Origin of the sequence: Photobacterium arenosum (assembly GCF_014841115.1) — a bacterium.
GTDB classification, from domain to species: domain Bacteria; phylum Pseudomonadota; class Gammaproteobacteria; order Enterobacterales; family Vibrionaceae; genus Photobacterium; species Photobacterium arenosum.
Genome location: NZ_JACYTP010000004.1, coordinates 167,552 through 191,322 on the forward strand (window position 1 = coordinate 167,552; position 23,771 = coordinate 191,322).

Annotated in this window: 18 protein-coding genes; 4 read left to right on the top strand and 14 right to left on the bottom strand. The window is 53.9% G+C overall.

Annotation, left to right across the window (positions count from 1 at the left end; translation table 11 throughout):
* Positions 1 to 240 precede the first annotated feature (240 nt).
* Positions 241 to 396 (top strand): hypothetical protein, encoded by a 156-nt coding sequence (locus IFO68_RS08540; RefSeq protein ID WP_192015510.1) that lies wholly within the window; start codon positions 241 to 243, stop codon positions 394 to 396.
* Positions 397 to 514: 118 nt separating this feature from the next.
* Here the strand turns inward: IFO68_RS08540 and IFO68_RS08545 are convergent, their stop codons facing one another.
* The 4 genes from IFO68_RS08545 to hemL form a co-directional block, all read right to left on the bottom strand.
* Complete coding sequence (locus IFO68_RS08545) at positions 515 to 3,952, bottom strand: hybrid sensor histidine kinase/response regulator (protein ID WP_192015677.1); 3,438 nt, start codon at positions 3,950 to 3,952, stop codon at positions 515 to 517.
* Positions 3,953 to 4,237: 285 nt separating this feature from the next.
* The gene (gene rsmC, locus IFO68_RS08550; RefSeq protein WP_192015511.1) at positions 4,238 to 5,278 is read right to left on the bottom strand and encodes a 16S rRNA (guanine(1207)-N(2))-methyltransferase RsmC; all 1,041 of its coding nucleotides are present in this window, start codon (positions 5,276 to 5,278) and stop codon (positions 4,238 to 4,240) included.
* A 95-nt stretch (positions 5,279 to 5,373) separates the two neighbouring features.
* Positions 5,374 to 6,456, bottom strand: a complete 1,083-nt coding sequence (locus IFO68_RS08555; protein WP_375713907.1) for an AI-2E family transporter — start codon at positions 6,454 to 6,456, stop codon at positions 5,374 to 5,376.
* A 236-nt stretch (positions 6,457 to 6,692) separates the two neighbouring features.
* A complete protein-coding gene (gene hemL, locus IFO68_RS08560) occupies positions 6,693 to 7,988 on the bottom strand; it encodes a glutamate-1-semialdehyde 2,1-aminomutase (RefSeq protein WP_192015512.1) in 1,296 nt (431 codons plus the stop codon).
* Between the two features lie 195 nt (positions 7,989 to 8,183).
* On the opposite strand from hemL, the gene erpA reads away from it, so the two are divergent.
* Positions 8,184 to 8,525: an iron-sulfur cluster insertion protein ErpA gene (gene erpA, locus IFO68_RS08565; protein WP_027253150.1), complete on the top strand. Its 342-nt coding sequence runs from the start codon at positions 8,184 to 8,186 to the stop codon at positions 8,523 to 8,525.
* A gap of 78 nt (positions 8,526 to 8,603) precedes the next feature.
* Here the strand turns inward: erpA and IFO68_RS08570 are convergent, their stop codons facing one another.
* The gene (locus tag IFO68_RS08570) at positions 8,604 to 9,932 is read right to left on the bottom strand and encodes a peptidoglycan DD-metalloendopeptidase family protein (RefSeq protein ID WP_192015513.1); all 1,329 of its coding nucleotides are present in this window, start codon (positions 9,930 to 9,932) and stop codon (positions 8,604 to 8,606) included.
* A gap of 138 nt (positions 9,933 to 10,070) precedes the next feature.
* On the opposite strand from IFO68_RS08570, the gene tyrS reads away from it, so the two are divergent.
* Positions 10,071 to 11,258, top strand: a complete 1,188-nt coding sequence (gene tyrS / locus IFO68_RS08575) for a tyrosine--tRNA ligase (protein ID WP_192015514.1) — start codon at positions 10,071 to 10,073, stop codon at positions 11,256 to 11,258.
* A 53-nt stretch (positions 11,259 to 11,311) separates the two neighbouring features.
* Here tyrS and IFO68_RS08580 read toward each other — a convergent pair whose 3' ends face one another.
* From IFO68_RS08580 to IFO68_RS08590, 3 genes are read right to left on the bottom strand one after another with little or no spacing between them, the layout of a single operon-like run.
* Positions 11,312 to 11,905 carry a flavodoxin family protein gene (locus IFO68_RS08580; protein WP_192015515.1) on the bottom strand — a complete coding sequence of 198 codons (594 nt, stop codon included), beginning with the start codon at positions 11,903 to 11,905 and terminating at the stop codon, positions 11,312 to 11,314.
* An 11-nt stretch (positions 11,906 to 11,916) separates the two neighbouring features.
* A complete protein-coding gene (locus IFO68_RS08585; RefSeq protein WP_192015516.1) occupies positions 11,917 to 12,906 on the bottom strand; it encodes a questin oxidase family protein in 990 nt (329 codons plus the stop codon).
* Between the two features lie 24 nt (positions 12,907 to 12,930).
* Complete coding sequence (locus IFO68_RS08590; RefSeq protein ID WP_192015517.1) at positions 12,931 to 13,347, bottom strand: VOC family protein; 417 nt, start codon at positions 13,345 to 13,347, stop codon at positions 12,931 to 12,933.
* Between the two features lie 162 nt (positions 13,348 to 13,509).
* Between IFO68_RS08590 and IFO68_RS08595 the strand changes: the two genes are divergently transcribed.
* The gene (locus IFO68_RS08595) at positions 13,510 to 14,106 is read left to right on the top strand and encodes a DedA family protein (protein ID WP_192015518.1); all 597 of its coding nucleotides are present in this window, start codon (positions 13,510 to 13,512) and stop codon (positions 14,104 to 14,106) included.
* Positions 14,107 to 14,108: 2 nt separating this feature from the next.
* Here IFO68_RS08595 and IFO68_RS08600 read toward each other — a convergent pair whose 3' ends face one another.
* The 6 genes from IFO68_RS08600 to gltB all read right to left on the bottom strand — a co-directional run bounded on the left by IFO68_RS08600 (position 14,109) and on the right by gltB (position 23,507).
* Entirely contained in the window at positions 14,109 to 14,726 is a 618-nt protein-coding gene (locus IFO68_RS08600) for a TRIC cation channel family protein (RefSeq protein WP_027253144.1), read from the bottom strand.
* 136 nt (positions 14,727 to 14,862) lie between these two features.
* The gene (btuF, locus tag IFO68_RS08605; RefSeq protein WP_237793801.1) at positions 14,863 to 15,756 is read right to left on the bottom strand and encodes a vitamin B12 ABC transporter substrate-binding protein BtuF; all 894 of its coding nucleotides are present in this window, start codon (positions 15,754 to 15,756) and stop codon (positions 14,863 to 14,865) included.
* Positions 15,753 to 16,709, bottom strand: a complete 957-nt coding sequence (locus IFO68_RS08610) for a cobalamin biosynthesis family protein (RefSeq protein WP_192015520.1) — start codon at positions 16,707 to 16,709, stop codon at positions 15,753 to 15,755. Before IFO68_RS08610 ends, btuF begins: the two co-directional genes overlap by 4 nt.
* Positions 16,709 to 17,410, bottom strand: coding sequence for a 5'-methylthioadenosine/S-adenosylhomocysteine nucleosidase (mtnN, locus tag IFO68_RS08615; RefSeq protein ID WP_192015521.1), 702 nt, complete (start codon positions 17,408 to 17,410; stop codon positions 16,709 to 16,711). The genes IFO68_RS08610 and mtnN overlap by 1 nt, the downstream gene beginning before the upstream one ends.
* A gap of 210 nt (positions 17,411 to 17,620) precedes the next feature.
* The gene (locus IFO68_RS08620; protein ID WP_192015522.1) at positions 17,621 to 19,030 is read right to left on the bottom strand and encodes an FAD-dependent oxidoreductase; all 1,410 of its coding nucleotides are present in this window, start codon (positions 19,028 to 19,030) and stop codon (positions 17,621 to 17,623) included.
* A gap of 13 nt (positions 19,031 to 19,043) precedes the next feature.
* Positions 19,044 to 23,507, bottom strand: coding sequence for a glutamate synthase large subunit (gltB, locus tag IFO68_RS08625; protein WP_192015523.1), 4,464 nt, complete (start codon positions 23,505 to 23,507; stop codon positions 19,044 to 19,046).
* Positions 23,508 to 23,771 lie beyond the last annotated feature (264 nt).

The window sequence follows — 23,771 nt, forward strand, 5'->3', positions numbered from 1 at the left end:
GGATTACAGGCTTTGAACGTAAAAGCGCTTATTTTCAAACGGAAAATTTTTGTAAAGATTTTGTTGTGATTGGCGTCTCATATCATGAAATTTATCATTAGCTGCCCCTGGTTTGCTGTGGTTGAGGCGATTTTTTCATCACTACCTGGTGGCAGTTTGTACTTTATGTTGAGTGAAAACTAAGCTTATTTTTCGTCACGTGAATTTACTGACGGGCGATTTAGAGGCGAGGACTGTAGCATGAGCCGCGACCTGAAAAACGCACAGGATGCGCGCGTGGCTGAACGGCTGATGGCGGATGGGAGGCTGATGGCACGCGGGGAACTGATGGCGGATGAGAGACTGATGACGTGGCGTACGGAGGGCGACGGAATTGCTGTCCGGGCCGCAGAGTGACACAAACCAGTCTCTAATCAAATAGGGTTATTTAAGGCCATAGATGGCTGTCATTCATCCAGCAGCGGCGATCTTACACGGGGGAGCTGCCCTATTGTCCGGGATGAAACGGCTGAATTTACTGGCTGATCATACGCTGAAGACGATTGCGCATCTCAAGGATTGCTTCCCTGTCCCGGCTCTCTTTGGCACAGCGTTCCAGCACAAAATCCAGTGTGTTGAGAACGGTGCGCCAGCGCGGTGTTTTCGGCAGTGTTTCCAGCTGTAAATATTTGTCCAGGGTACGTGTTTGCAGTGTGCTTCTGTCGAGGTACACGCGCCACAAGCCACTTTCTTCTGCCAGGTCAAACTTGGTTTTTCCGGTAGAGGCTTCCCAGAACTGCAGACAGTCTTTCATTACATCTACCAGCATTTGTCTCAACTGATCGGCTTTATCCGGCTGAGAGTGATCCAGCCGGTCTGCCAACTGGCTGAACTCACCACCCATGTCGCGTAAACGCTGCAGGCTGTGCTTGTCGCCATCTGTCGCGAAACCGGAGAGCACATCGACGGCATTTTCCAGTAACGCAATGCGTTGTACTGAGCTGGGACCCTGACTGTCAAAGATAAACATCTGGCTGAGCCCGGACTCGGCGGGCAACTGGATAAGATCGGTCGCCAGAGTCTGCTTGCCATCCTGAATCCGATAGCTCAGTTCACCGCTGTAATGGCGGTTCTGTTCAATATCTTCAGGCAGTTGGGTCAGCAGCAGATCCTGAATCGACAAGCGTTCCAGCTGCTCCGGTGCGCGCTGAAAGAGCTGGCCGGCCGCATTGTTAGCATAGCGGATGCGGCCATCTTCGCGGGTGCACAGGATGGCCTCGCTGGTGGATTCCAGCAGACCCAGCAGGCGTGTCTGGGTATCAAGCAGGGCCAGCTGCACCTGTTCGCGGTGGCGAATTTCCTGCTGCAGCCATTGATTTTCAGTGCGCTGCCTTTCTGTCTGGGCGGCTTGCAGGTGGGCCCGGATCCGGGCGGTCAGCTCGTCTTTATTAAAGGGTTTGGTCAGGTAGTCGTTGGCACCGAATTCAAAGCCTTTTACCCTGTCCCGCACTTGCCCTAATGCAGACAGCATGATGATCGGCAGTTCTGTCAAACTATAGCGGGTACGTAATTGCTGACACACTTCATAGCCGCTCATGCCCGGCATCATGACATCAAGCAGGACCAGTGACGGTTGATGCGCTTCCATCAGACTGAGGGCTTGCTGACCGTTTTCTGCGGTGATCACCCGATAGCCGGCAATGCGTAAAAAGCTGGTGACGACCTGTAAGTTCACCGGTTCATCGTCGACGACCAGCAGGAGCTCGCCATCAGGATTATCAGGCAAGTCATCAATATTGACCGTGTTGGCATCCTGGCGAGGAGCCTGAAAATGGTCATGCTGCGGCGTGCTGAGCTGGCTGCGGGCAATGTCTTCTTTGGTGGCCAGTGGCAGGATGAAGCTGAAGGTCGTCCCTATCATTGGCTGGCTGCTGACATACAGGCTGCCGCCCATCAGCTCAATCAGCTGACGGCTGATGGACAGTCCCAGCCCGGCCCCCTGGTGGTAGTTCGCCGAGCCTGTGTTGGCCTGCACCAGGGGTTCAAAAATGTGTTCCAGTTGCTCAGCAGGTATGCCCTGACCGGTATCAACTACCTGAATGCGGACCTGACTTTCCAGCACAGTGGCGGAAAGAATAATTTTGCCCTCTGAGGTGTACTTAATGGCGTTGCCCACCAGATTGTACAATATCTGTTCCAGGCGTTGTTCGTCAGCGATCACCAGAGGTAAATCCGCAGGGATCTGATTGATGATACGCACCGGTTTGCCATCCAGCAGATGTGCCGACAGTTCAAGCACTAAGCGGTTGGCCGCCGCAAGATCGACCGCGTGGGGCTGGATATCGAGATCGCCATAGCGCATTTTGTGGTAGTCGAGCAAATCGTCGACCAGTTTGGTCAGGCGCTGACCACTGCTGATGATCATGTCCAGCTGGCGTTGCTGATCCGGCTGGATCGGTCCGTTGGCCCCGGCCAGCATGGCTTCGGCGATGCCGACCATACCGTGCAGCGGGGTACGCAGCTCATGGGAGGTGGTGGCAAGAAATTCGTCTTTGAGCTTGTCGGCGGTCTGCAATTCTTCGTTCTGTTGCTGGATAACGGCCAGATTGTGTTCCAGCTCGGTATTTTGCTCGCGGATCAGGGTGATTTTTTCGCGAATGGAGCGTTGCATTCTGGCAAAGCTGATCGCCAGACGGCCAATTTCATCACGGCGATCGGTCGAGGTGATCTTTTGATCCAGATCGCCGGCTGAGACTTGCTCGGCGGCCCAGGTTAAACGCAGCAGCGGGGCGGTGATGTAATTGGACAGCCAGTGCGCCGTGATGGTCACCAGTATGACGGCAGCCAAAATGGCCAGAAGGAAAAATTCCTCTAACTGGTGGATGCGGGAGAAAGCTTCCTGCTCCGGCAGTTCAACTACCAGGGCCCATTTGTTGCCGAGCACGTCAATGGGGGCATACGCACTAAGCACAGGAATCTTGTTGAAATTCAGTAAGCTGCCGACGCCTGCCTGGCCTGCCAGTGCATGATCAATACCGGCACTGGCCAGCTCTGCCGGTAAGTCACCGTCGTTGGGCAAGCGCAGGTTGTGGTCCTGCCCGATGAGCAGCGTCTGGACGTACTGATTAGCCTCACTGCTGCTGGACATGACGTCGGCAATGGTGCGGTTGCTCAGTTTAAAGAAAGCGTAACTGTGCAGGTAGCCATGCTGAATGATAGGAGCGGCGAACCAGGCGGTCGCTTCTCTGTTTTCGCCATCGGCGGCAAAATCGGTAAAGGCGATAGGCATCTGCTCTGGCTCGCGATCACCCAAGTTTTTTTGGCTGTTACGAGATTGCCGCTCTCTGAACTGAGTGGTCAGGTTTTTGATGGTGCTGTAAGTCTGGTTGAGTGCCGGATATTGCGCGCTGCCGGCCCCTAAACGGGCTGCAAACAAATCCGGGCTGCGAGAGGTGTACACCACATTACCATCCAGATCCACCAGCAGAAGGTCACTGAAATCAGAGCGTTTCAGATATTCCTCATAGGCCCAGTGATAGCGTTTGTAGATCAGGCGGTATCTTTCCTGAACGATATAATCAGGGGAGGTGTTATCCACTTCGCTGGACGGCGGCCGGGAGATCAGGGTACGACTGAAATATTCGCCGTTAGTAGAGCCTTTGCTGAGGCGGTTGATGTCCCCTAACTGGCGGAATGCGCCGACTATGCCATAAAAACGCCCGCCACTGGCGTTGGCCAGTTCGGAGCGAACAAAGCTCTGTATTTCAGATTCTTTCGCGGTAAAAAAGGCACTGATCTGCTGGCGTTTGTTATCGCGCAATGAAGCCAGGTGATTGGTACTCTGTTCAGCCAGATCCCGGGTGTGTGAATGCAGGAAAAACAAAGAAGACAGGGTGAGCGGGATCAGGCTCAGCAAAAGGAAAGCCAGCATCAGAGTATGCTGGAGACGTTTAAAACGGGTGGTATTTTGCATGTCCGGCTGACCTTTGATCTGCTGATACAAATCTGTCTGTGATGCTATCAAAAGCGCTCACTGGCATTTTTGCCAAAACGCAGCCAGCCGTTTTGACGGCGAACGGGCAGTTTACGCGGGGGCTTTTGCAGCTGAGTTACCGTTTATACTGAGTTTTTTTTTACAATCAAGGAAGTCATGGATGAAGCGTGTGCTATGACACAATTTTGACGGATTTGACGGACTTTGTCGCGAAATGCAGGGATTTCATTGCCTGCCATCACAAAAGACGGCAGGCAAACAGACTTATTTTTTTGCGTGATAAATGGAGAACTTATTGTTTTTTGCGCGAATATCATAGCCCCCCAGGCAACGTTCCAGCAAAGGCGGATATTGCAGAAAATTGTTGGCCACTATCAACAGCTCTCCACCAGCACTCAGGTGAGCCGGAGACTGTGCGATAAACTGCTCAGTGGCAGCATAGAAGGTTTTCAAACCGGCATGGAAGGGCGGGTTGCTGATGAGAAAGTCGTATTGTTCCGGTAGTGAATGATAAACATCGGTGGCAATAAAACCCCCTTCCAGATGGTTGACGCGGAAAGTCTCTCTGGCAGAGGCAATGGCCAGGGCGCTGATATCCGCCAGATCCAGTGTGATGTCCGGAAAACGGGTTTTCATCACCGCACCTATGACGCCGGCGCCGCAGCCAAAATCCAGCACGCGTCCGGACAGATCCGGCAGATTGTCAACCAGAAGGCGGGATCCCTGATCAAATTCGCCCAGGCTGAATACGCCCGGCAGTGAACGGATAGTCAGCGTTTGCTCACCGATAGTCAGGGTGTAATTGCGGAACCAGTCATCAAGCTTGAATTCTGGTGCCTGATCCTGACAGCGTCCCCAGTAAAAACTGCACCGGCGTGCGGTGTCGTATTTGTTGAGCGGGCCGTACGGGGCAAACATTTTTTCGGCACTGCGCACGCCACTGCGGTTTTCACCCACTATGCAGATCTCGGTTTCCGGTCCGCAATGCGCCAGCAGCATCGCCAGCAGATAGTCGGCTTCGGCTTTGGCTTTCGGCCAGTAGAGCAGGATCATGTCGACCCCTAGTGCATCATCGGCTGACAGCTCTGCGCCGAAATGGCTGCTGATCTTACTCGAACGGCTCAGGCTGAGATGCTGGCCATAGTGGGTGGTGAAAACCCGGACACTACTGGCGACTGCTGCCAGCTCTATCGGATAGAGATCGTCCAGTTCTCCGGCTACCAGCACATGGCGATCGGTAAAAAAGTCGATTTGACGGGCAACTACCTGGCTGGCAGCACTATAGGTCGACGCATTGGAAGACATGAGAGCCTCTGTGGTGATTCTGATTCCGGGCGCGAATTGTTCCACAATTCCGGCCGTATGGAAAGGCAGCCGTTGATTCGGCTGCCGACGGTTGACTAGCTATGATCCTGCTGGTCGAGAAAGTCTTTAAACTCAGTTTCATACAGTTTAAACAAGACTAGGGTGACTGCGAAAATGATCGGCCCGTATATCAGCCCAATCAGGCCGAACAGATGTAAGCCGCCCAGAATAGAGAAGAAGATCAGCAAGGTGTTCATGCCTGAATTGCCCTGCATCAGCAGCGGCCGAACGAAATTGTCGATAGAGCCAACCACTATAATGCCCCAGGCGATCAAAAACACCGCCCATTCCCATTGATCAATCAGCAGGAGATATAAGGACGCCGGTAACCAGATCAGTGCCGTACCGAACACTGGAATGAAGGAAGCAAACGCCATCATAGATCCCCAGAATAGTCCGGGGAAACCGGCTAACCACATGGCAAAGCCGCCGGCGACACCTTGTGCCAGCGCCGTCAGGAAGGATCCCATGACGGCAGACTTTGCCACTTGCTCGACTTCAGTCAGTAAGGCATCTTCCTGGCTGCGCGATAAAGGCAATACATGGCGCAGGGTGGACACAATTTTGTCGTGGTCACGTAACAGAAAAAAGAGCACAAACAGCATCAGCAGAAAGCTGAGCACAAAGTTAGTGGCATCACCCAGTAATTTGGCACTGATATTCAGCAGTTGCGTACCCAGCTTAGAGGCCGCTGACGCCAGCTTCTGAACAATGGAGTGCACGTCCAGGCTTTCAAAAGGAGACCATTTATTGATGGTATGCAGCACAGTTTGCGCGTAAGGATGCGACAGGACTTCCTTGGGACCGCCTTCGGTCAGCCAGACGTAGCTGTCTTTGGAAAAAGCGGAGCCTTGCTGAACAATGGAGGCGAAGACGACCAGCACAGGGATCACTATGATAAAGGTCAGTATGGTGCAGGATAAAATGGCAGAGCGATTTGGCCGGCCAAAGCGCTTTTCAATTCTGGCGTGCAACGGATAGAAAAGCAGGGAAATGATAAAGGCCATGACGATTGGGCCGAGATATGGCTCAATCAACCGGTAACTGGCATAGGTGGCCACTGCCAGCGCAGCCATGAGCATCCAGTGTCTCGACTGGGCTTGAAAAGGTTTTGGCACGGGGTTGTCCTTCAGCAGATTTGCAATCTGTTTATCATTGCATCCGGTTGAGATGCTGGCAATGGCGTCAGTGAGTATTTCTGTGATATTTCAGTGACATCTGTCCGGAACAAAAAGATGTTCATTCTGTAACAAAAGGTAAGCTGCAGAAAGAGCCAAGGAATGTGTAAAGGGTAGTGCAAAGAAAAGGGCAGGATTTCTCCTGCCCTTGCGCAATCAGAAATAGGACGCGTGTTTTACCGGGCTTCTTGTGCCAGTGTTGCAAACGCGTATTCTGCCGCTTCCAGGGTGGCGTCGATCTCTTTCTCGCCGTGTGCCAGCGAGGTAAAGCAGGCTTCGAATGCTGAAGGCGCCAGATACACACCTTTTTGCAGCATCAGGTTGAAGAAACGCTTGAATCTCTCTACATCACAGCGGGCAACGTCCTGGTAGCTGTGCACATTTTGCTGATCGGTAAAGAAGAAACCAAACATAGCACCGACCTGATTAGTGACCAGCGGGATGCCATATCTGTCGGCCAGCGCCTGAAAACCTTCGGCCAGACGCTGGGTGGTTTGCGCCAGGCGTCTTTCATTGCCTTCCTGGGTCAGGATCGTCAGGCAAGCAAAGCCGGCAGCCATGGCCACCGGGTTACCCGACAGCGTACCGGCCTGATAGACAGGGCCGGTCGGTGCAATATACTGCATGACCTCGCGTCGGCCGCCGAACGCGCCGACAGGCATACCGCCGCCAATGATTTTACCTAAAGTCGTCAGATCCGGTTTAACGTCGTAGTAAGCCTGAGCGCCGCCGTGAGCGACGCGGAAACCTGTCATTACTTCGTCCAGGATCAGCAGGGCACCGAACTCGTCACAGATCTCGCGCAGCCCTTGCAGGAAGCCCGGTACAGGTGGAATGCAGTTCATGTTGCCAGCCACAGGTTCCACTATGATACAGGCAATTTGCTCCGGGTGTTCAGCAAAGGCTTCACGCACCGATTCCAGGCTGTTGAAGGTGCAAGTCAGTGTGTGTTTGGCGAAATCTGCCGGTACACCCGGCGAGCTTGGCTGGCCTAAGGTCAGGGCGCCGGAACCGGCTTTTACTAGCAGGCAGTCAGCATGGCCATGGTAGCAGCCTTCGAATTTGATAATTTTGTCGCGGCCGGTGAAACCACGGGCCAGGCGAATGGCACTCATGGTGGCTTCGGTGCCAGAGCTGACCATGCGCACCATTTCCATGGATGGCACCAGCTGAGATACCAGCTCTGCCATGGTGATTTCCATCTCGGTCGGCGCACCGAAGCTCAGACCCTGACGGGCAGCATCGATCACTGCATCACGGATGGCAACATGGTTGTGGCCAAGGATCATAGGTCCCCAGGAGCCGACATAGTCGATGTAAGCTCTGCCATCGGCATCAAAAATATAGGCACCGTCGGCACGCTCAATAAACAGCGGATCGCCGCCCACGCCAGCAAATGCGCGGACCGGAGAGTTGACCCCGCCAGGAATGGTATGTTGTGCTTTGGCAAATAATTCAGCCGATTTGCTCATGGTTATTTCCTGTAATCCTTTGGTGATAAGGGCGCTATTGTACGTAAATGCGAATTCAATGGCGAGAGGGCATTTTTGTTGATCCGCCCACTTATACGACGCGTTTGTGGTCAATACTTGAACGCAGCAGTCAGGTATTAGATAATTGTCTCAAAGGTCAGTTGACCAACATGAAGATGAATTGAGAGGTTGCTAATGAGCGATGCCAGTTTCCCGCTGAACTTTTCGGATGTTGCAGCGAATAAGGTGAAAGCGCTGATAGCGGAAGAGGAAAACCCTGAGCTGAAACTGCGTGTGTATATCACAGGCGGTGGCTGCAGTGGCTTCCAGTATGGTTTCACCTTTGACGAAAAAGTGAATGACGGCGATACCACCATAGAGAACAGCGGTGTCACCCTGGTGGTTGACCCTATGAGTCTGCAGTATCTCATTGGCGGTACGGTTGATTATACCGAAGGACTGGAAGGTTCCCGTTTCTTTGTGAGCAACCCGAATGCCACCACCACTTGTGGCTGCGGTGCATCCTTTAGCGTGTAAAGAGCCGTTACATGCGACGCCAAAAAAAAGCCGTCACCTTGGGTGACGGCTTTTTTGTTTGCCATTTTTATCTGAGCATCAGCTTCTTGACGGTATTAAACTGGCATTGCTATTGGTGGCCAGCAACTGGCGCAGCTGAGTGAGCTGCGCCAAACGTTCACTGGCTTGCTGCTTGAAGGCGGCTTTGTCTTTACCTTGCAGCGAGTCTGACTGAGGCAGAGAGACAGTTCTGGGGTTCTTGTGTACGCCGTTGACCAGAAACTCATAGTGCAGGTGAGCCCCGGTTACCCGGCCACTGCTGCCCAGTTTACCTATTGTTTGTCCCTGTTTAACCCGCTGGCCGGTTTTCACCAGGCGTTTGCTCAGGTGCAGGTATTTGGTGACATAGGTGGAACTGTGGCGGATAAAGACATAATTACCGTTGAACTGATTGTAGGCCGATTTCATCACCACACCGTCACCGGCCGACCAGATAGGTGTCCCCACCGGGGCCACGTAATCGGTGCCGCGGTGCGCTTTCACCTGGCCGGTTACCGGGTGCAGACGGCGCGGGTTAAAGTTTGAACTGACGTAGCGGAAGTTCACCGGGGAGCGCAGGAAGGCTTTTTGCATCGCCCGGCCATCCGGATCGTAATATTTGCCGTCGCTGCTGTTTCTGACCGCAGTGAAGGTCTGACCCAGGTTGGAGAAGGTGGCGGCAAGAATATTGCCACGGCCTATGGGCTCGCCTTCGACATAGCGTTCTTCAAACAAGACTGAAAAGGTATCGCCTTCGCGGATATCCAGAGCAAAGTCGATATCCCAGCCAAAAATACCGGCAATTTCCATGATCTGGTTTGGTGTCAGACCGGCATCCGCCGCGGCATTCCAGAAGCTGGAAGTGATCACCGCCTGGGCAAAATTGAGCTGAGTATCGACCTTCTTCACTTCTGTTCTGGAATGGAAAGTGTCGCCCTTGCGTGTGATATAGAGGGTTTCTGTGGCATTTATCGGCTGAATTAACTGAATCAGATCTTTTTTGTCATCGAGCCCGAACCGTAGCTTGTCGCCGGGGCGTAATGTGATCAGGGATTTGGTGCCCTCATCGGCATTGATCAGGCGATAGAGTGTGGCTGGGCTGAGGCCGACTTTATCAAACACCAGCGCCAGGCTTTCACCCGGCTTGATCACATGCTCTGTCCAGCTCAGCGGGGGCGGTAATAAGGGCGGTGTGACGCCGGTTGCCTGCAGCTGAGGCCCGTCGACATTGATGTCGAGCGGATAGAGTTTGCCGATTTCAAACTTTTGTTCAGGCTTCTCCATCTCCTCTGCGCCCGGCAGCAGGATCAGCAGTACAGTCACCGCACTGATAATGGTGATGAGAATCTGATGTATCCTTGGCAAACGGGAAAATTTTGATATTAGCATTTGATAATTATTTTGATATTTTTTGCGCATAAGAGAAAAATAAGACAAGGCTAAGTCTAACTGGTTTCAAAAAACATCGCTATTCAAGTAATATTGCCCTTTATCATATTTATGCCAATTTTGTGGGAGTGAACAGGAATGGCCAGCATTGAGCATGCGTTAGCGGAAATTAAGCGCGGGGTCGACGAACTGATCCCGGAAGAAGAGTTGATTGCCAAACTGAAGGAAAATCGTCCTCTGCGAATTAAACTGGGGGCGGATCCGACAGCGCCGGACATTCATCTGGGCCACACTGTCATCCTCAATAAACTGCGTACCTTCCAGGAGCTGGGCCATGAGGTCACTTTCCTGATTGGCGACTTCACCGGCATGGTGGGTGATCCTACCGGTAAAAACACCACACGTCCTCCCCTGACCCGAGAAGATGTACTGCGCAATGCCGAAACCTATAAAGAGCAGGTTTTCAAGATTCTCGACCCGGCCAAAACCAAAATTGAATTCAATTCCACCTGGCTGTCGGAGCTGGGCGCTGAAGGCATGATCCGCCTGGCGGCCAGTCAGACGGTTGCTCGCATGCTGGAACGTGATGACTTCAAAAAGCGCTATAACGAAGGCCGTCCGATTGCCATTCACGAATTCATGTACCCGTTGCTGCAGGGCTATGACTCGGTGGCAATGAACACCGATGTGGAGCTGGGCGGTACGGATCAGAAGTTCAACCTGCTGATGGGCCGTGAGCTGCAGAAAGCGGAAGGTCAAAAGCCTCAGGTGGTGCTGACTATGCCACTGCTGGTGGGCCTGGATGGTGTGAAGAAGATGTCCAAATCGGCCCATAACTACATTGGTGTGGCCGATGCCCCGACTGAGATGTTCGGCAAAATCATGTCGATTTCTGATGAGCTGATGTGGAACTACTATGAACTGCTGTCCTTCCGTCCGCTGGAAGAGATTGAGCAGCTCAAGCAGGAAATGGCGAACGGCCGTAACCCGCGCGATGTGAAAATTCTGCTGGCGAAGGAAATCATTGCCCGCTTCCACTCTGAAGCGGATGCCGATGCGGCAGAGCAGGATTTCATCAACCGTTTCCAGAAAGGGGCGATGCCGGATGAAATGCCTGAGTTCGAATTTGCAGCCGGCGTGGCAATCGCCAACCTGCTGAAAGATGCCGATCTGGTCAATTCAACCTCTGACGCACTGCGGATGATCCGCCAGGGCGCGGTGAAAATCGACGGCGAAAAAGTGGATGATACCAAGCTTGAGCTAAGTGCCGGTACGGCTGTGTATCAGGTCGGTAAGCGTAAGTTTGCCCGTATTACCCTGAAATAACAGCTTGTCATAGCATGAGAGAAGGCGCCATTACGGCGCCTTTTTTGTCTCTGTCAGGCCAGAGACGGCACAGGCGCACCGGTCACTACCGGCTGGGTTTGCAGGAGTGCCGCCACCCGCTGGCCCAGATGGGCCGCGGTTTTCACGTCGGCGTCACTGAGCTGTCCGGTTGGGGTGTGACCACTGGCACCCAGCTGGTGGCCCATAGGATTGATCCGTTTGTCGTCATAGCCATAGGGCATATCCATACCGACCCACAACATGCCATGCTGCATTGCCAGTACGAAGAGGTAATTCAGGGTACTGTCCTGCTCGCCGCCCAGACTGCCGCCGACGGTAAACCCGGCAGCCAGCTTGTTACGCCAGCCTTGCCCGCTCCAGCTGTCGCTGCTGGCATCGGCAAACGCTTTGAACTGAGCGGCGGGGCCGCCCATATAGGTCGGACTGCCAAAGAGAATGGCATCGGCCTGCTGCAGGCTGGCAAACAGATCCGGGTCGCTGAAGCGGCCGTTCTGAATATCTTCACCGACAATGCGGTAGCGCATCACCTGAGTGCCGGGCTGGGTTTTGGCACCCTGCGCAATCGCCTCGGCCATTTGATGGGTTGCGCCAGAGCCGGAATAGTAAACCAGTGCAATTGTTTTCATGCGGTGTTCCTTCATAGTTCTTCGTGGGCGGCTAAGCGCATTTGAATGGCCGACAGATATTCGTTGAACTGAAAAGTCTGATACAGGCGGCTGCAGCTGTAGGTCAGTTTGATACTGTGGTCGTCCGACAGGGTGGCGACTGTGCTGAACCAGGCAACCCAGTCCGGCTCAATGCTGCTTGGCTGCGGCTGATTCGGGAACGGACGATCCTGCGTGGAGCAGAAAGCCGCGACATACCCCTGCCAGTAGTAGGCCAGTGCCAGCCGGCGATCCGGCAGGAAAGGCATGAGTTGCAGCAAGGCATCAAATCCGGTGACCCCGTGCAGCAGGGTAAAGTCGTTGCTCGCCAGATATGCGCGAATAGTGAGGCGGGCAATATCCGATTCTGTGAGATCATCAGGAACGGCGGCGATGGACTGATAGGCTGCGTGATGAACCACTTCATTAACGCGATCAACAATGATGCCGGGTTGAAACGCATAGTGCCTGAAAGCCTCGCACGCCTGCTCGAGTTGAGTCTCAGCCTGATACTGCTCGGTGAAATGTAGTTCACCTAAAGCCTGATACTCACTGGCCCAGTAGGCAAGCGAAACGGCAATTTCATCGGATTCGCCCGTTTCTACCGCATAACTGAGGCGAATCAAACCGTGAAACGCGCTGGTGGCAAGGCCGGGCAGCAGGACGGGGAGCCATTCGTGCAGGACGGAAACGACACCCTGTGCCGCGATGTGCTGGCGAAATTGCCGGTAAAAAGCTGCGAAACTGTCGCGAATACCCAGCTCTGGTGCTGTTTCCTGTGTCGGGTTCCCCTGCCGGATTGGCTGCAATTGCGGCGTGTATTTCTGATAAAAATGCTGTAGCTGTAATGGGCTGGCACCGCAACGTGCCAGAGCGACCAATGCCATGGGTAAATGATTCGACAACTCAGGCCCGTAGATGGGGTCAAATTGCAATCCATTGTCAATCAAAGCCAGACATTCGGCGTGAATGGGCGCATACATTTTAAGATCTCCTGTCCTGAGGGGTTAGAGGGAATAATCATTGCGCAGCAATGGATCGTCACTCAGATACTGGGTGAATTCCCATTCAATACCGTCCCTGTCATAAAAGTAGATCCGCTGGCGCCATGGGTGACGGGTTTCCATGTCATTTTCCCGATACCCCGCGCTGAGCAGGCGCTCACGTACCTGTACAACATCATCAACCACCAGACCGATATGGTTGATCCCCAGATCCTGATAAGGCGTGCGATCGATCTGATCGCGAGCCACCACTTCCTGCAACGCCAGATACGTGTTTTCTGTGCCGATATGACACCAGCGATGTGTGGGTTGTTGCCCCTGGTGACGAACTGCAAATTCCGGGATCGCGGTTTGCAGAAAGCGAATCGTGTTGTCCAGATCACGGACTGTGACATTGGCGTGTTCAACGTAGGGCACCATATGACCTCCTGTCGGATGTTGTGTTTTTTTAGTAAGGTATTTTGTTTACATATTAGTGTGGATTTTGGTTAAGTAAAGTTTTTTGTTTACTTATAAGTGTGAGATCTTTCTTACGACGGCAATCGGGTATAGCATTAAAGTAAGCACACTCAGGAGAAGTTCATGCAGGAGCTGGTGCAGGAATTGTCGCCACTGATCGAGCAATACGGTTACTTAGTGCTGGCACTGGCGATTGCTATTGAAGGGCTGGGGGTGCCGGCTCCCGGCCAGTCTCTGCTGATAGTGGCCAGTTATCTTGCCGCGAGCGGTGCGCTTTCTTTGCCGTCTGTATTGCTGGTGGCGGGGGCGGCCAGCTGGCTTGGGAACACGGCAGGCTATGTGCTGGGTGCGATGCTGGCCCGGCTCGTCGAGCGACGAGGATGGGCAAAGCCGGCATCTTTAGTCAAAGTACATGCTTTTATTGATAAATATGGCGTGATTGGCTTGATCCTGAGCCGCTTTCTGGAAGGGATGAAACAATTGATCTGTCTCGGGTGCGGCCTCGCTCAGATGCCTTGGCACCTTTTTCTGACAGGCAACACTCTGGCGGTGGGGATCTGGCTGCTGGTGTTCGGCTATGGGCCGGCCTATTTTTATGACGAGATCGGACAGGCGGGTTTGTTCCTCCAGCGTCATCAGTATGCTTTATGGGTACTGGCGGTAATTGCAGGGCTGGCGTTGCTGCTGAAATTCATTCGCAAGCGCCGCCCGACAAGTTAATTTTACTGACTGCTTCGCAGTGAGAAGGTTGGCAGCGACAGGTGCCAGCGAATGGCCGCCAGCCGGATAGACAGGGTCGTGGCAATACCGCACAGGCTGGCGGCCGCTGTTTCCAGCCCGAAGTGCAGTCCTACTGTGTGGACAATACCGCCCAGAATACAGGCTGTGGCATACACTTCGGTTCTTAATACCATGGGGACTTCACGGGCCAGTACGTCACGGATCACCCCGCCGCCGCAACCTGTGATCACGCCCATGATCACGGCCACCATAGGGGAAGCGCCAAAACGCAGCGCTTTTTCCACACCAATGGCGACGAAGACCGCCAGGCCTATGGCATCGGCCACCGGCAGGAAATACCAGGGCATTTTACGCGGGTTCTGGATCGCCAGCATCGCCAGCAGACAGGTTGCAAAAATCACCCACAAGTAATTGGTGTCTGTGATCCAGAATACAGGTGTCGCGCCCAGTGCCATATCGCGGATAGTCCCGCCGCCAATGGCAGTGACACAGGCCAGTACGACAACACCAAAGGGGTCCATCCTTAACCGTCCGGCAAGCAAAATACCTGAGATGGCAAAAACAGCGGTGCCAAACATATCAAGAGAGTAAATCAGCATAGGATTCCTGCACACAACCAGTGATTAAAAACCGCGCCACCCTGATGACGATGTCGCGGTAAAAAGCGGCTGAGATTGTACGGTGAAATGTAACGCGCACAACCGATAACTTTGTCTTTGTGAGCTTATTCACATCCTATTGTGGGTGATGTTTGCGCACTTCATCCAGTTGCTTACAAATTTCCTGAGCGGCCAGCAATGCTCTGGGAGTAGGCCGGTTCAGCCAGTCTGCCTGGGTCTGATACAGATGCTGATCCCGGACCGCAGACAATTGCTCGCGCCAGGGTAACCAGAGGGTGAAGGCGTTGGCATCGGGGCCTGCACTGCCGTGGGTGGTGAAAATCGCTTCAGGGCGGCGGACGATTACTTGCTCTTTCGATACCTGCGGGTACGCCACTGGACTGTCGGCAAAAATATTTTCGCCGCCGCAGAGCGCGAACACCTGGCTGGGCCAGCTATCGCCGGACATGCTCATGAGCGGCGATATGCCCAGCTGGTAAAAATAGCGTACCGGTTTTTGATGCCCGTATTGCTGATTCAGCTGCGCCATGGTCTGACGGAAATCCGAGGCGGCCTGATTGGCTGTGGTCGGATCATCGGCAAAAGTGCCGAGTGTTTCCAGGCTGTCGGCAATCGCATCGAGCGTCGTGGGATGGGAGTAAAAGATCCGGATGCCTAACTGTTCCAGTTTTGCCATTTCTCTGGGCGGGTTACCGCCTTGCCAGGCCAGCACCAGATCAGGCTTCAAGGCCAGGATACGTTCCAGCTTGATGCCCCGGTAATTCGCGACCCGTTCCAGTGCCAGAGCTTGTGGCGGGTAATCACTGTAATCACTGGCGGCGATAAGTTTGTTGCCCAGTCCGGCGGCATAGGCCAGCTCAGTGGTGTGCGGGGCTAGGCTGATAATACGCTGAGGCTTGCTGCCACTGGCCTGCGCTTCTTTGGTCTGTGCTTCTTTGCCATCTACTGTCGTGACGACCAATGTCAAAGGTATCAGCAGGGTAATAACCAAGGGTCTAAACAGATTCACAACAGACTTCCCATCAAAAACATGCACACACTTTGCAGCGCCACCCAGGCCCATAACCGCTGTTGTATCAGACGATCTATTTGCGATAAATGCAGGGCGGCAGGGGCGATACGGCCACCGAGCCGCGGACGTTCGAGCTTGCTGGTATCGTAGATAGCCGGACCACCTAAGGCTAGCTGCAGCTTATGGCCGGTGGCGGTGAGCAGCCAGCCCGGTCCGGGCAATTGCCAGTTTTCACCTTGTTCACGCAAACCACGAAAAGCATCACGGCTGTTCTTGCCGACACTGATAGCCACGGCGAGCAGACGCAGGGGGACAATATCCAGCGTAGCCAGAATACGTACCGCAGGTAGACCAAAATACTGATATTGCTTGCGGCTGGGAGACCAGCAACGGGCCAGGCTGACGGCCAGGCGGTAAAGAATAGCACCAAAACCGCCTGCCACCGCGTACCAGAACAGCACCGCTGCAACCTGGCGGCCATAGCTCAGCAGCTGGGTTTCGGCACAGGCTTTACCCAGGCCAAGCAGTGACAGAGTGTCAGTGTTTCGGTTAAGGGCGACAGAGAGCTGTGCTTTACAGCTGGCCTTATCTTCCCGGCTGTAGGCTTGAATGAAGTTGTGGCTGAAACGGCGGCTGTCACGCCAGCCGAGCGCTATCCACAGCAGCACCAGATGAAACAGGCTGTCTATCCACACCAGCTGATAAAAGGCAATCAGTAGGATCAGAATGGTCATCCACATCATTGACCAGGCCAGCGCGCCGGATAATATCCGCTGGCGCGGTGTATCTGTGGCTTTGTTCACCCGGGCCGCCAGCTGAATGGCGATCTGTTGCCAGATAAGCAAAGGATGGATACTGGCTGGTATGGGCAGCAGCCAGTGTAATGCCAGCGCTCCCCACATCGCCAGCAGGGTTGGATGTTGACTGAGGAGCACAAGCAAATCGTTCATTAGCGGTTAAGCAGCTCCGCCATTTTAACCACCATGGCGGAAGAACTTTTCGCCGCCAGCGGCAGGAATTCTTCGAAGCTCATCGGTGATTCTTTATCGGCCACATCTGAGATAGCACGTACTACCACAAAAGGTACCTTGAACTGATGGCAGGCCTGGGCAATTGCCGCGGCTTCCATTTCAACCGCAACCACCTGAGGGAAAAACGTGCGGATACGTTGCTGTTGTTCAGCGCTGCATACGAAGGCATCACCGGTGCAGATCAAACCACGTACCGCATGGGGGGTGTCATCCAGCTGAGCCAGCGCCTGCTCGGCGATCTGCATCAGTTTTTCGTCAGACTGGAAAGCGGCAGGTTGCTGCGCCATCTGGCCCATCTGGTAACCAAACGCAGTGACATCGGCATCGTGATAACGCACTTCGGTAGAGATAACCACATCACCGACACTCAGGCTGCTATCAAATCCGCCGGCTGAACCTGTATTGACGACCAGGTCTGGTTCGAAAATTTCCAGCAGAATGGCAGTTCCTACGGCGGCCGCGACTTTACCGATACCGGACTGAAGTAAGACTACTTCTGCACCATTGAGGGTGCCGGTATAAAAGGTGCAGCCCCCTTTTTGCAGGGTGGTGCAGTTGTCGAGTTGGTTTTTCAGGATTACGACTTCCTGTTCCATTGCCCCAATAATGCCGATTTTCATTTACGTTATCTCTTTCTTAAAGTGAACCTTACGGTGATTGGATGCGATTGTAACAATGCCAGACAGCGTGGGAAAGCCTAAACAAAAGGCGACAGAATCAAAGGGGAACTGAAAGAAAAAAGCGAGCGGGGGAGAGCCGCTCGCTTGGCCAGGCCTGCTGGTTTTATTCACCAACAGACCGTTTGGCATAACAGACCTGACTGGCTGGGATCACAAACCGAGGAAGCCCAGAATACCATCGGCGGCGCGACGGCCTTCATCGATGGCGGTGACCACCAGATCCGAGCCGCGCACCGCGTCACCACCGGCAAAGATTTTGCTGTTGGTAGTCTGGAAGGCGTGCTCGCCGCTGGTTTGAATGCGGCCCCACTGATCCAGTGCCACATCAAAGGTGTCCAGCCAGGGCATGGCATGCGGCTGGAAACCAAAGGCCATGATCACGGCATCGGCTTCCAGCACATGCTCGCTGCCCGCGACAGGTTCAGGACGGCGGCGACCCGCTTCATCGGGTTCGCCCAGCGCGGTTTGCACCACTTTTACCCCAGTGACCTGGCCGTTGCCGTTAACGACCACACCCAAAGGCTGAAGGTTGAACATGAAGTTCACCCCTTCCTCACGGGCATTTTTCACCTCACGGCGTGAACCCGGCATGTTGGCTTCATCACGGCGGTAGGCGCAGACTACATCGCTGGCTCTCTGACGGATGGAGGTACGGACGCAGTCCATCGCGGTGTCACCACCGCCCAGCACCACTACGCGTTTACCTGCCATGTCGATATACTCAGGGGCATTGTCTTCCAGATTCATCACCTTGTAAGTGTTGGAAATCAGAAAAGGCAGTGCATCGTAGACACCGGCGGCGTCTTCATTTTCCAGCCCGGCACGCATGTTTTTATAGGTACCGACACCGAGGAAAACCGCGTCATACTCATCGATCAGATCCTGAAGCTGCACATCAGTGCCAACTTCTGTATTGAGGCGGAACTCAACCCCCATCTCGGTAAAGATCCGGCGGCGGTTGATCATCACCTCTTTTTCCAGTTTGAACGACGGGATACCGAAGGTCAGCAGGCCGCCAATTTCCGGATAACGGTCAAATACCACAGGTTTAACGCCGTTACGGACCAGAATGTCGGCGCAGGACAGACCAGCTGGGCCGGCACCGATAATGGCGACTTTCTTGTCTGTCCATTCAACGCCGGACATGTCCGGTTTCCAGCCCATTTCAAAGGCTTTGTCGGTAATGTATTTCTCAACATTACCGATAGTCACCGCCCCGAAATCATCATTGAGCGTACAGGAGCCTTCACACAGACGGTCCTGAGGGCACACCCGGCCACAGACTTCCGGCAGGGTGTTGGTCTGGTGAGCGAGATCAGCCGCTTCGAGAATCCGGCCTTCATTGGCCAGGCTCAGCCATTGCGGGATGTAGTTGTGTACCGGACACTTCCACTCACAATAGGGGTTGCCACAGTCCAGACAGCGGTCAGCCTGAGCGCTGGCCTGCTGCTGAGTAAAAGGTTCGTAGATTTCGACGAACTCAATTTTACGGATTTCAATCGGCTTCTTCGGCGGATCGACACGTTCAACATCGATAAATTGGTAAATGTTCTGGCTCATTGGATTCCCTCCCTTATTGTGCCTGAACGCGGAGTTCAGCAGCTGAACGGCTTTGGTGACCCAGCAGAGTGTTCACGTCTGCCGACTTCGGTTTAGCCAGGAAGAATTTCGGGATCCACTGATCAAAGTTGGCCAGAATTTCCTGTGCACGGCTTGAGCCGGTTTCTTCCAGGTGGCGGTCGATCAGACCGCGCAGGTGTTCCTGATGAATCGTTAACTCCTGCAGTGGCAGAGCTTCGATCAATTCAGGGTTCACCCGGCCGGCGAAATCGCCGACTTCATCCAGAATGTAGGCAAAGCCGCCTGTCATACCTGCGCCAAAGTTGACGCCTGTGTGGCCAAGAATCGCCACGATGCCGCCTGTCATATATTCGCAGGCATTGTCACCGGCGCCTTCGACGACGGCAATAGTGCCAGAGTTACGAACCGCAAAGCGCTCACCGGCACAACCGGCTGCAAACAGCTTACCGCCGGTAGCACCGTACAGGCAGGTGTTACCTATGATGGTGGATTCATGGGACTTGAATGCTGACCCGACAGGTGGCCGGATCGTAATCACACCACCTGTCATGCCTTTGCCGACATAGTCGTTGGCATCACCGGTCAGGTACAGGTTCAGGCCACCGGCATTCCATACGCCGAATGACTGTCCTGCCGTACCCGACAGATGCACATTGATGGGGTTTGCCGCCATGCCCTGATTGCCGTAGCGCAGCGCAATTTCACCCGACAGGCGGGCACCGAAGGAGCGGTCTGTGTTGCGGATATCCAGATAGATATCGGCGCCACTCTGTGCTTCCACGGCTGGCAGTGCTTCGTCGACCAGTTTCTGGTTCAGTACACCGGTATCAAACGGTGTGTTCGGCTCACTGCAGTACAGGGTTTTGCCTTCAGCTGGCGTAGGCGCATGCAGCAGGCCGTTGAGATCCAGCTTGCTTTGCTTGGCGGTAAAGCCGTTGACCATTTCCAGCAGATCGGTGCGTCCGATCAGGTCGGTCAGTTTTTCAACGCCCAGTTTTGCCAGCAGGGTGCGCACTTCTTCACCCAGGCCGACAAAGTAGTTCATGACCTGCTCAGGCAAGCCCTTGAAGAAATCGCGGCGCAGGGTGTCATCCTGGGTCGCCACACCGGTTGCACAGTTGTTGAGGTGACAGATACGCAGGTATTTACAACCCAGTGCCACCATAGGCGCGGTCCCGAAGCCAAAGCTTTCTGCACCCAGAATAGCGGCTTTCACCACGTCCAGTCCGGTTTTCAGACCACCATCCACCTGCAGGCGGATCTTATGACGCAGGCCATTGGCCACCAGTGCCTGCTGCGTTTCCGCCAGGCCCAGCTCCCACGGGCTGCCAGCGTATTTCACCGAGGTCAGCGGGCTGGCACCTGTACCGCCGTCATAGCCTGAGACGGTGATCAGATCGGCATAGGCCTTAGCCACACCGGTAGCGATAGTGCCGACGCCGGGTTCTGATACCAGCTTGACCGAGACCAGAGCTTTCGGGTTGACTTGTTTGAGATCGAAAATCAGCTGCGCCAGATCCTCAATCGAATAAATATCATGGTGCGGTGGTGGTGAAATCAGGGTTACACCCGGTACCGCATAACGCAGTTTGGCGATTTCAGTGGTGACTTTATGGCCGGGCAACTGGCCGCCTTCACCGGGTTTTGCCCCTTGCGCCACTTTTATTTGCAGCACATCAGCATTGACCAGATAGTGAGGAGTAACGCCGAAGCGGCCGGATGCGACCTGTTTGATTCGGGAATTGCGCTCGGTGCCGAAGCGACGAGGATCCTCGCCCCCTTCACCTGAGTTGGAGAAACCACCGAGACGGTTCATGGCAATTGCCAGGGCTTCATGGGCTTCCGGGCTCAGAGCACCGATAGACATGGCGGCTGAGTCGAAGCGTTTGTACAGCTCGGTAGCAGCTTCTACGTTGGCGACGTCAACCGGGTTGGCCGATTCTTTCAGTTTCAGCAAGTCACGCAGCGTTGCTGCCGGACGTTCGTTCACTACTTTGGCAAAGGCGAGATAATCCTGGTATTCACCGGATTTAACGGCTTTTTGCAGCGTAGTGACAACATCCGGGTTGTAAGCGTGGAATTCGCCACCATGGACAAATTTCAGCAAGCCACCGTGATCGATTTGCTTGCGCTTGACAAACGCTTTACGCGACAGATTGAACAAGTCTTGCTGGAAATCATCAAAGTTAGCGCCTTCAATACGGCTCGATACACCCTTGAAGCACAATGCCACCACATCCGAATGCAGACCGACTGCTTCAAATAGCTGCGAGCAACGATAAGAGGCGACTGTGGAAATCCCCATCTTCGACATGATCTTATACAAACCTTTGTCGATACCATTACGGAAGTTCAGCATCACGTCGCGGTAGGGCTTATTGATAGCACCGCTGTCAATCTGCTGTGCCAGCGACTCGTAAGCCAGATACGGATAAACAGCTGTGGCGCCAAAACCCAGCAATACAGCGAACTGGTGCGGGTCACGGGCTGTGGCGGTTTCCACTATGATGTTGGCATCACAACGCAGGTTGGCGGTCACCAGACGTGCCTGCACTGCACCCACGGCCATCGCAGCCGGGATCGGCAGCTTGTCGGCACTGATACCACGGTCAGACAGCACGACCAGTACAGTCCCGCCACGGACCAGGCGTTCTACCTGATCACAAAGATCGACCAGGGCCTGCTTCAGATCTTTCTCGTTCGGATCGAAGTTAATGTCGATAATGCTGTTACGGTAATGCTGGTTGTCCAGACCCAACAGCTGCACCATGTCAGAGTACAGCAGGATAGGTGATTTGAACGCCACACGGTGGGCATGGCCGTCGGTTTCGTTAAACACGTTCATTTCACGGCCGATACAGGTGGCCAGCGACATCACGTGTTTTTCACGTAACGGATCGATCGGCGGGTTCGTGACCTGTGCGAACATCTGACGGAAATAGTCAGACACCAGACGTTCTTTGGAAGACAGCACGGCCATAGGGGCATCATCACCCATAGAGCCGGTGGCTTCCTGACCGTTTTCACCGATCACCCGCATGACCTGATCAAGCTCTTCACGGTTCACCGCAAAGAGTTTCTGGTAAGTGTTCAGCTCTTCCGGCGACATTTCCCGGCTGCCGACCTGATCATCACCCATCTCTTCAAACGGTACCAGGCGGCGAACATGGGTATCCAGCCACTCTTTATAAGGGTGGCGTTCCATCAGATCGTTATCAATGTCGGCGGAATGCCAGATTTTGCCAAGCTTGGTATCAATGACCAGCAGTTCGCCAGGGCCGACCCGGCCTTTTTGTGCCACTTCGTCCGGCGCGTAATCCCAGATACCTACTTCTGAAGCCAGGGTGATCAGTTTGTCTTTGGTGATGACAAAACGCGCAGGGCGCAGTCCGTTACGGTCGAGGTTACAGGCGGCATAGCGACCGTCAGACATAACGATACCGGCCGGGCCGTCCCACGGCTCCATGTGCATGGAGTTAAAGTCGTAGAAGGCGCGCAGTTTCGGATCCATATCCGGGTGGTTTTGCCATGCCGGCGGCACCAGCATGCGCATGGCACGGAACAAGTCCATGCCACCGGCCAGGAACAGCTCCAGCATATTATCCAGGCTGGAGGAGTCAGAACCGGTTTCGTTAACAAAGGGCGCGGCTGTTGCCAGATCAGGCAGCAGCGGGGAGGCGAACTTATACGCCCGCGCCCGAGCCCACTGACGGTTACCGGCTATGGTGTTGATTTCACCATTATGGGCCAGGTAACGGAACGGCTGAGCCAGTGGCCAGCGGGGTTGTGTATTTGTCGAGAAACGCTGGTGGAACAAACAGATAGAGGATTCCAGACGTAAGTCACCTAAGTCTTTATAAAACTTAGGCAGATCGGCGGGCATACACAGGCCTTTGTAGACAGTGACCTGAGTCGACAGGCTACAGATATAGAAATCAGGATCGTCCTGAATGCGTTGCTCAATACGGCGACGGGCAATATAAAGGCGGCGATCCACATCCCTTGGCTTCCAGCCAGCAGGCGCATTGATAAATACCTGAGCGATAGCTGGCAGGGAGGCTTTTGCGATAGGCCCCAGCACTTGCGGGTTGATCGGTACATCGCGCCAGCCAGCAATAGACAGGGTTTCTTTGCTCAATTCTTCCTGGATGATCGTGCGGGCTTTTTCAGCCAGGACAGGATCCTGACTAAGAAACAGCATACCAACGGCGTACTCACGGGCCAGTGCCCAGCCAAGCTCTTTAGCAACCAGCTGATAAAAGCTGTCCGGCTTTTTCATTAACAGGCCGCAGCCATCACCGGTCTTGCCATCAGCAGCGATGCCGCCTCGGTGTGTCATACGATCCAAGGCCGATATTGCGGTACGGACCAACTTGTGGCTGGCTTCGCCTTCTGTATGGGCGATCAGACCGAAACCACAGTTATCTTTTTCCAGCTTTGGGTCATACAGTGTCATTGCAACTCTCCCTTGCGCCTGCTCCATTGAGCAGGGTTACTGCATAATTATGACAATCTCCCTGATTGTCACTCTCGCGTCCAGCGGACTTTCAAACTAACGGCAAATTACAAAAAGGTCAAATTTTCTTTAATTCTGGTCATAAATTCTGGATTATTCAAAGTCAAGTATTTATCTGTATGATTTATAGTGCTTTATTATTTTTTTGAAATATTTTGTTTACAATTGAAAGTGTCAGAATTGAGACTTTTTTGCGGTAAAACG

Coding starts and splice junctions, on each gene's coding strand:
- tyrS (WP_192015514.1), top strand. CDS start 10,071: ATGGCCAGCATTGAGCATGCGTTAGCGGAAATTAAGCGCGGGGTCGAC.
- IFO68_RS08570 (WP_192015513.1), bottom strand. CDS start 9,932: ATGCTAATATCAAAATTTTCCCGTTTGCCAAGGATACATCAGATTCTC.
- erpA (WP_027253150.1), top strand. CDS start 8,184: ATGAGCGATGCCAGTTTCCCGCTGAACTTTTCGGATGTTGCAGCGAAT.
- gltB (WP_192015523.1), bottom strand. CDS start 23,507: ATGACACTGTATGACCCAAAGCTGGAAAAAGATAACTGTGGTTTCGGT.
- IFO68_RS08540 (WP_192015510.1), top strand. CDS start 241: ATGAGCCGCGACCTGAAAAACGCACAGGATGCGCGCGTGGCTGAACGG.
- hemL (WP_192015512.1), bottom strand. CDS start 7,988: ATGAGCAAATCGGCTGAATTATTTGCCAAAGCACAACATACCATTCCT.
- rsmC (WP_192015511.1), bottom strand. CDS start 5,278: ATGTCTTCCAATGCGTCGACCTATAGTGCTGCCAGCCAGGTAGTTGCC.
- IFO68_RS08600 (WP_027253144.1), bottom strand. CDS start 14,726: ATGCTGATTTACTCTCTTGATATGTTTGGCACCGCTGTTTTTGCCATC.
- IFO68_RS08585 (WP_192015516.1), bottom strand. CDS start 12,906: ATGTATGCGCCCATTCACGCCGAATGTCTGGCTTTGATTGACAATGGA.
- IFO68_RS08595 (WP_192015518.1), top strand. CDS start 13,510: ATGCAGGAGCTGGTGCAGGAATTGTCGCCACTGATCGAGCAATACGGT.
- IFO68_RS08580 (WP_192015515.1), bottom strand. CDS start 11,905: ATGAAAACAATTGCACTGGTTTACTATTCCGGCTCTGGCGCAACCCAT.
- mtnN (WP_192015521.1), bottom strand. CDS start 17,410: ATGAAAATCGGCATTATTGGGGCAATGGAACAGGAAGTCGTAATCCTG.
- IFO68_RS08620 (WP_192015522.1), bottom strand. CDS start 19,030: ATGAGCCAGAACATTTACCAATTTATCGATGTTGAACGTGTCGATCCG.
- IFO68_RS08610 (WP_192015520.1), bottom strand. CDS start 16,709: ATGAACGATTTGCTTGTGCTCCTCAGTCAACATCCAACCCTGCTGGCG.
- IFO68_RS08590 (WP_192015517.1), bottom strand. CDS start 13,347: ATGGTGCCCTACGTTGAACACGCCAATGTCACAGTCCGTGATCTGGAC.
- IFO68_RS08545 (WP_192015677.1), bottom strand. CDS start 3,952: ATGCAAAATACCACCCGTTTTAAACGTCTCCAGCATACTCTGATGCTG.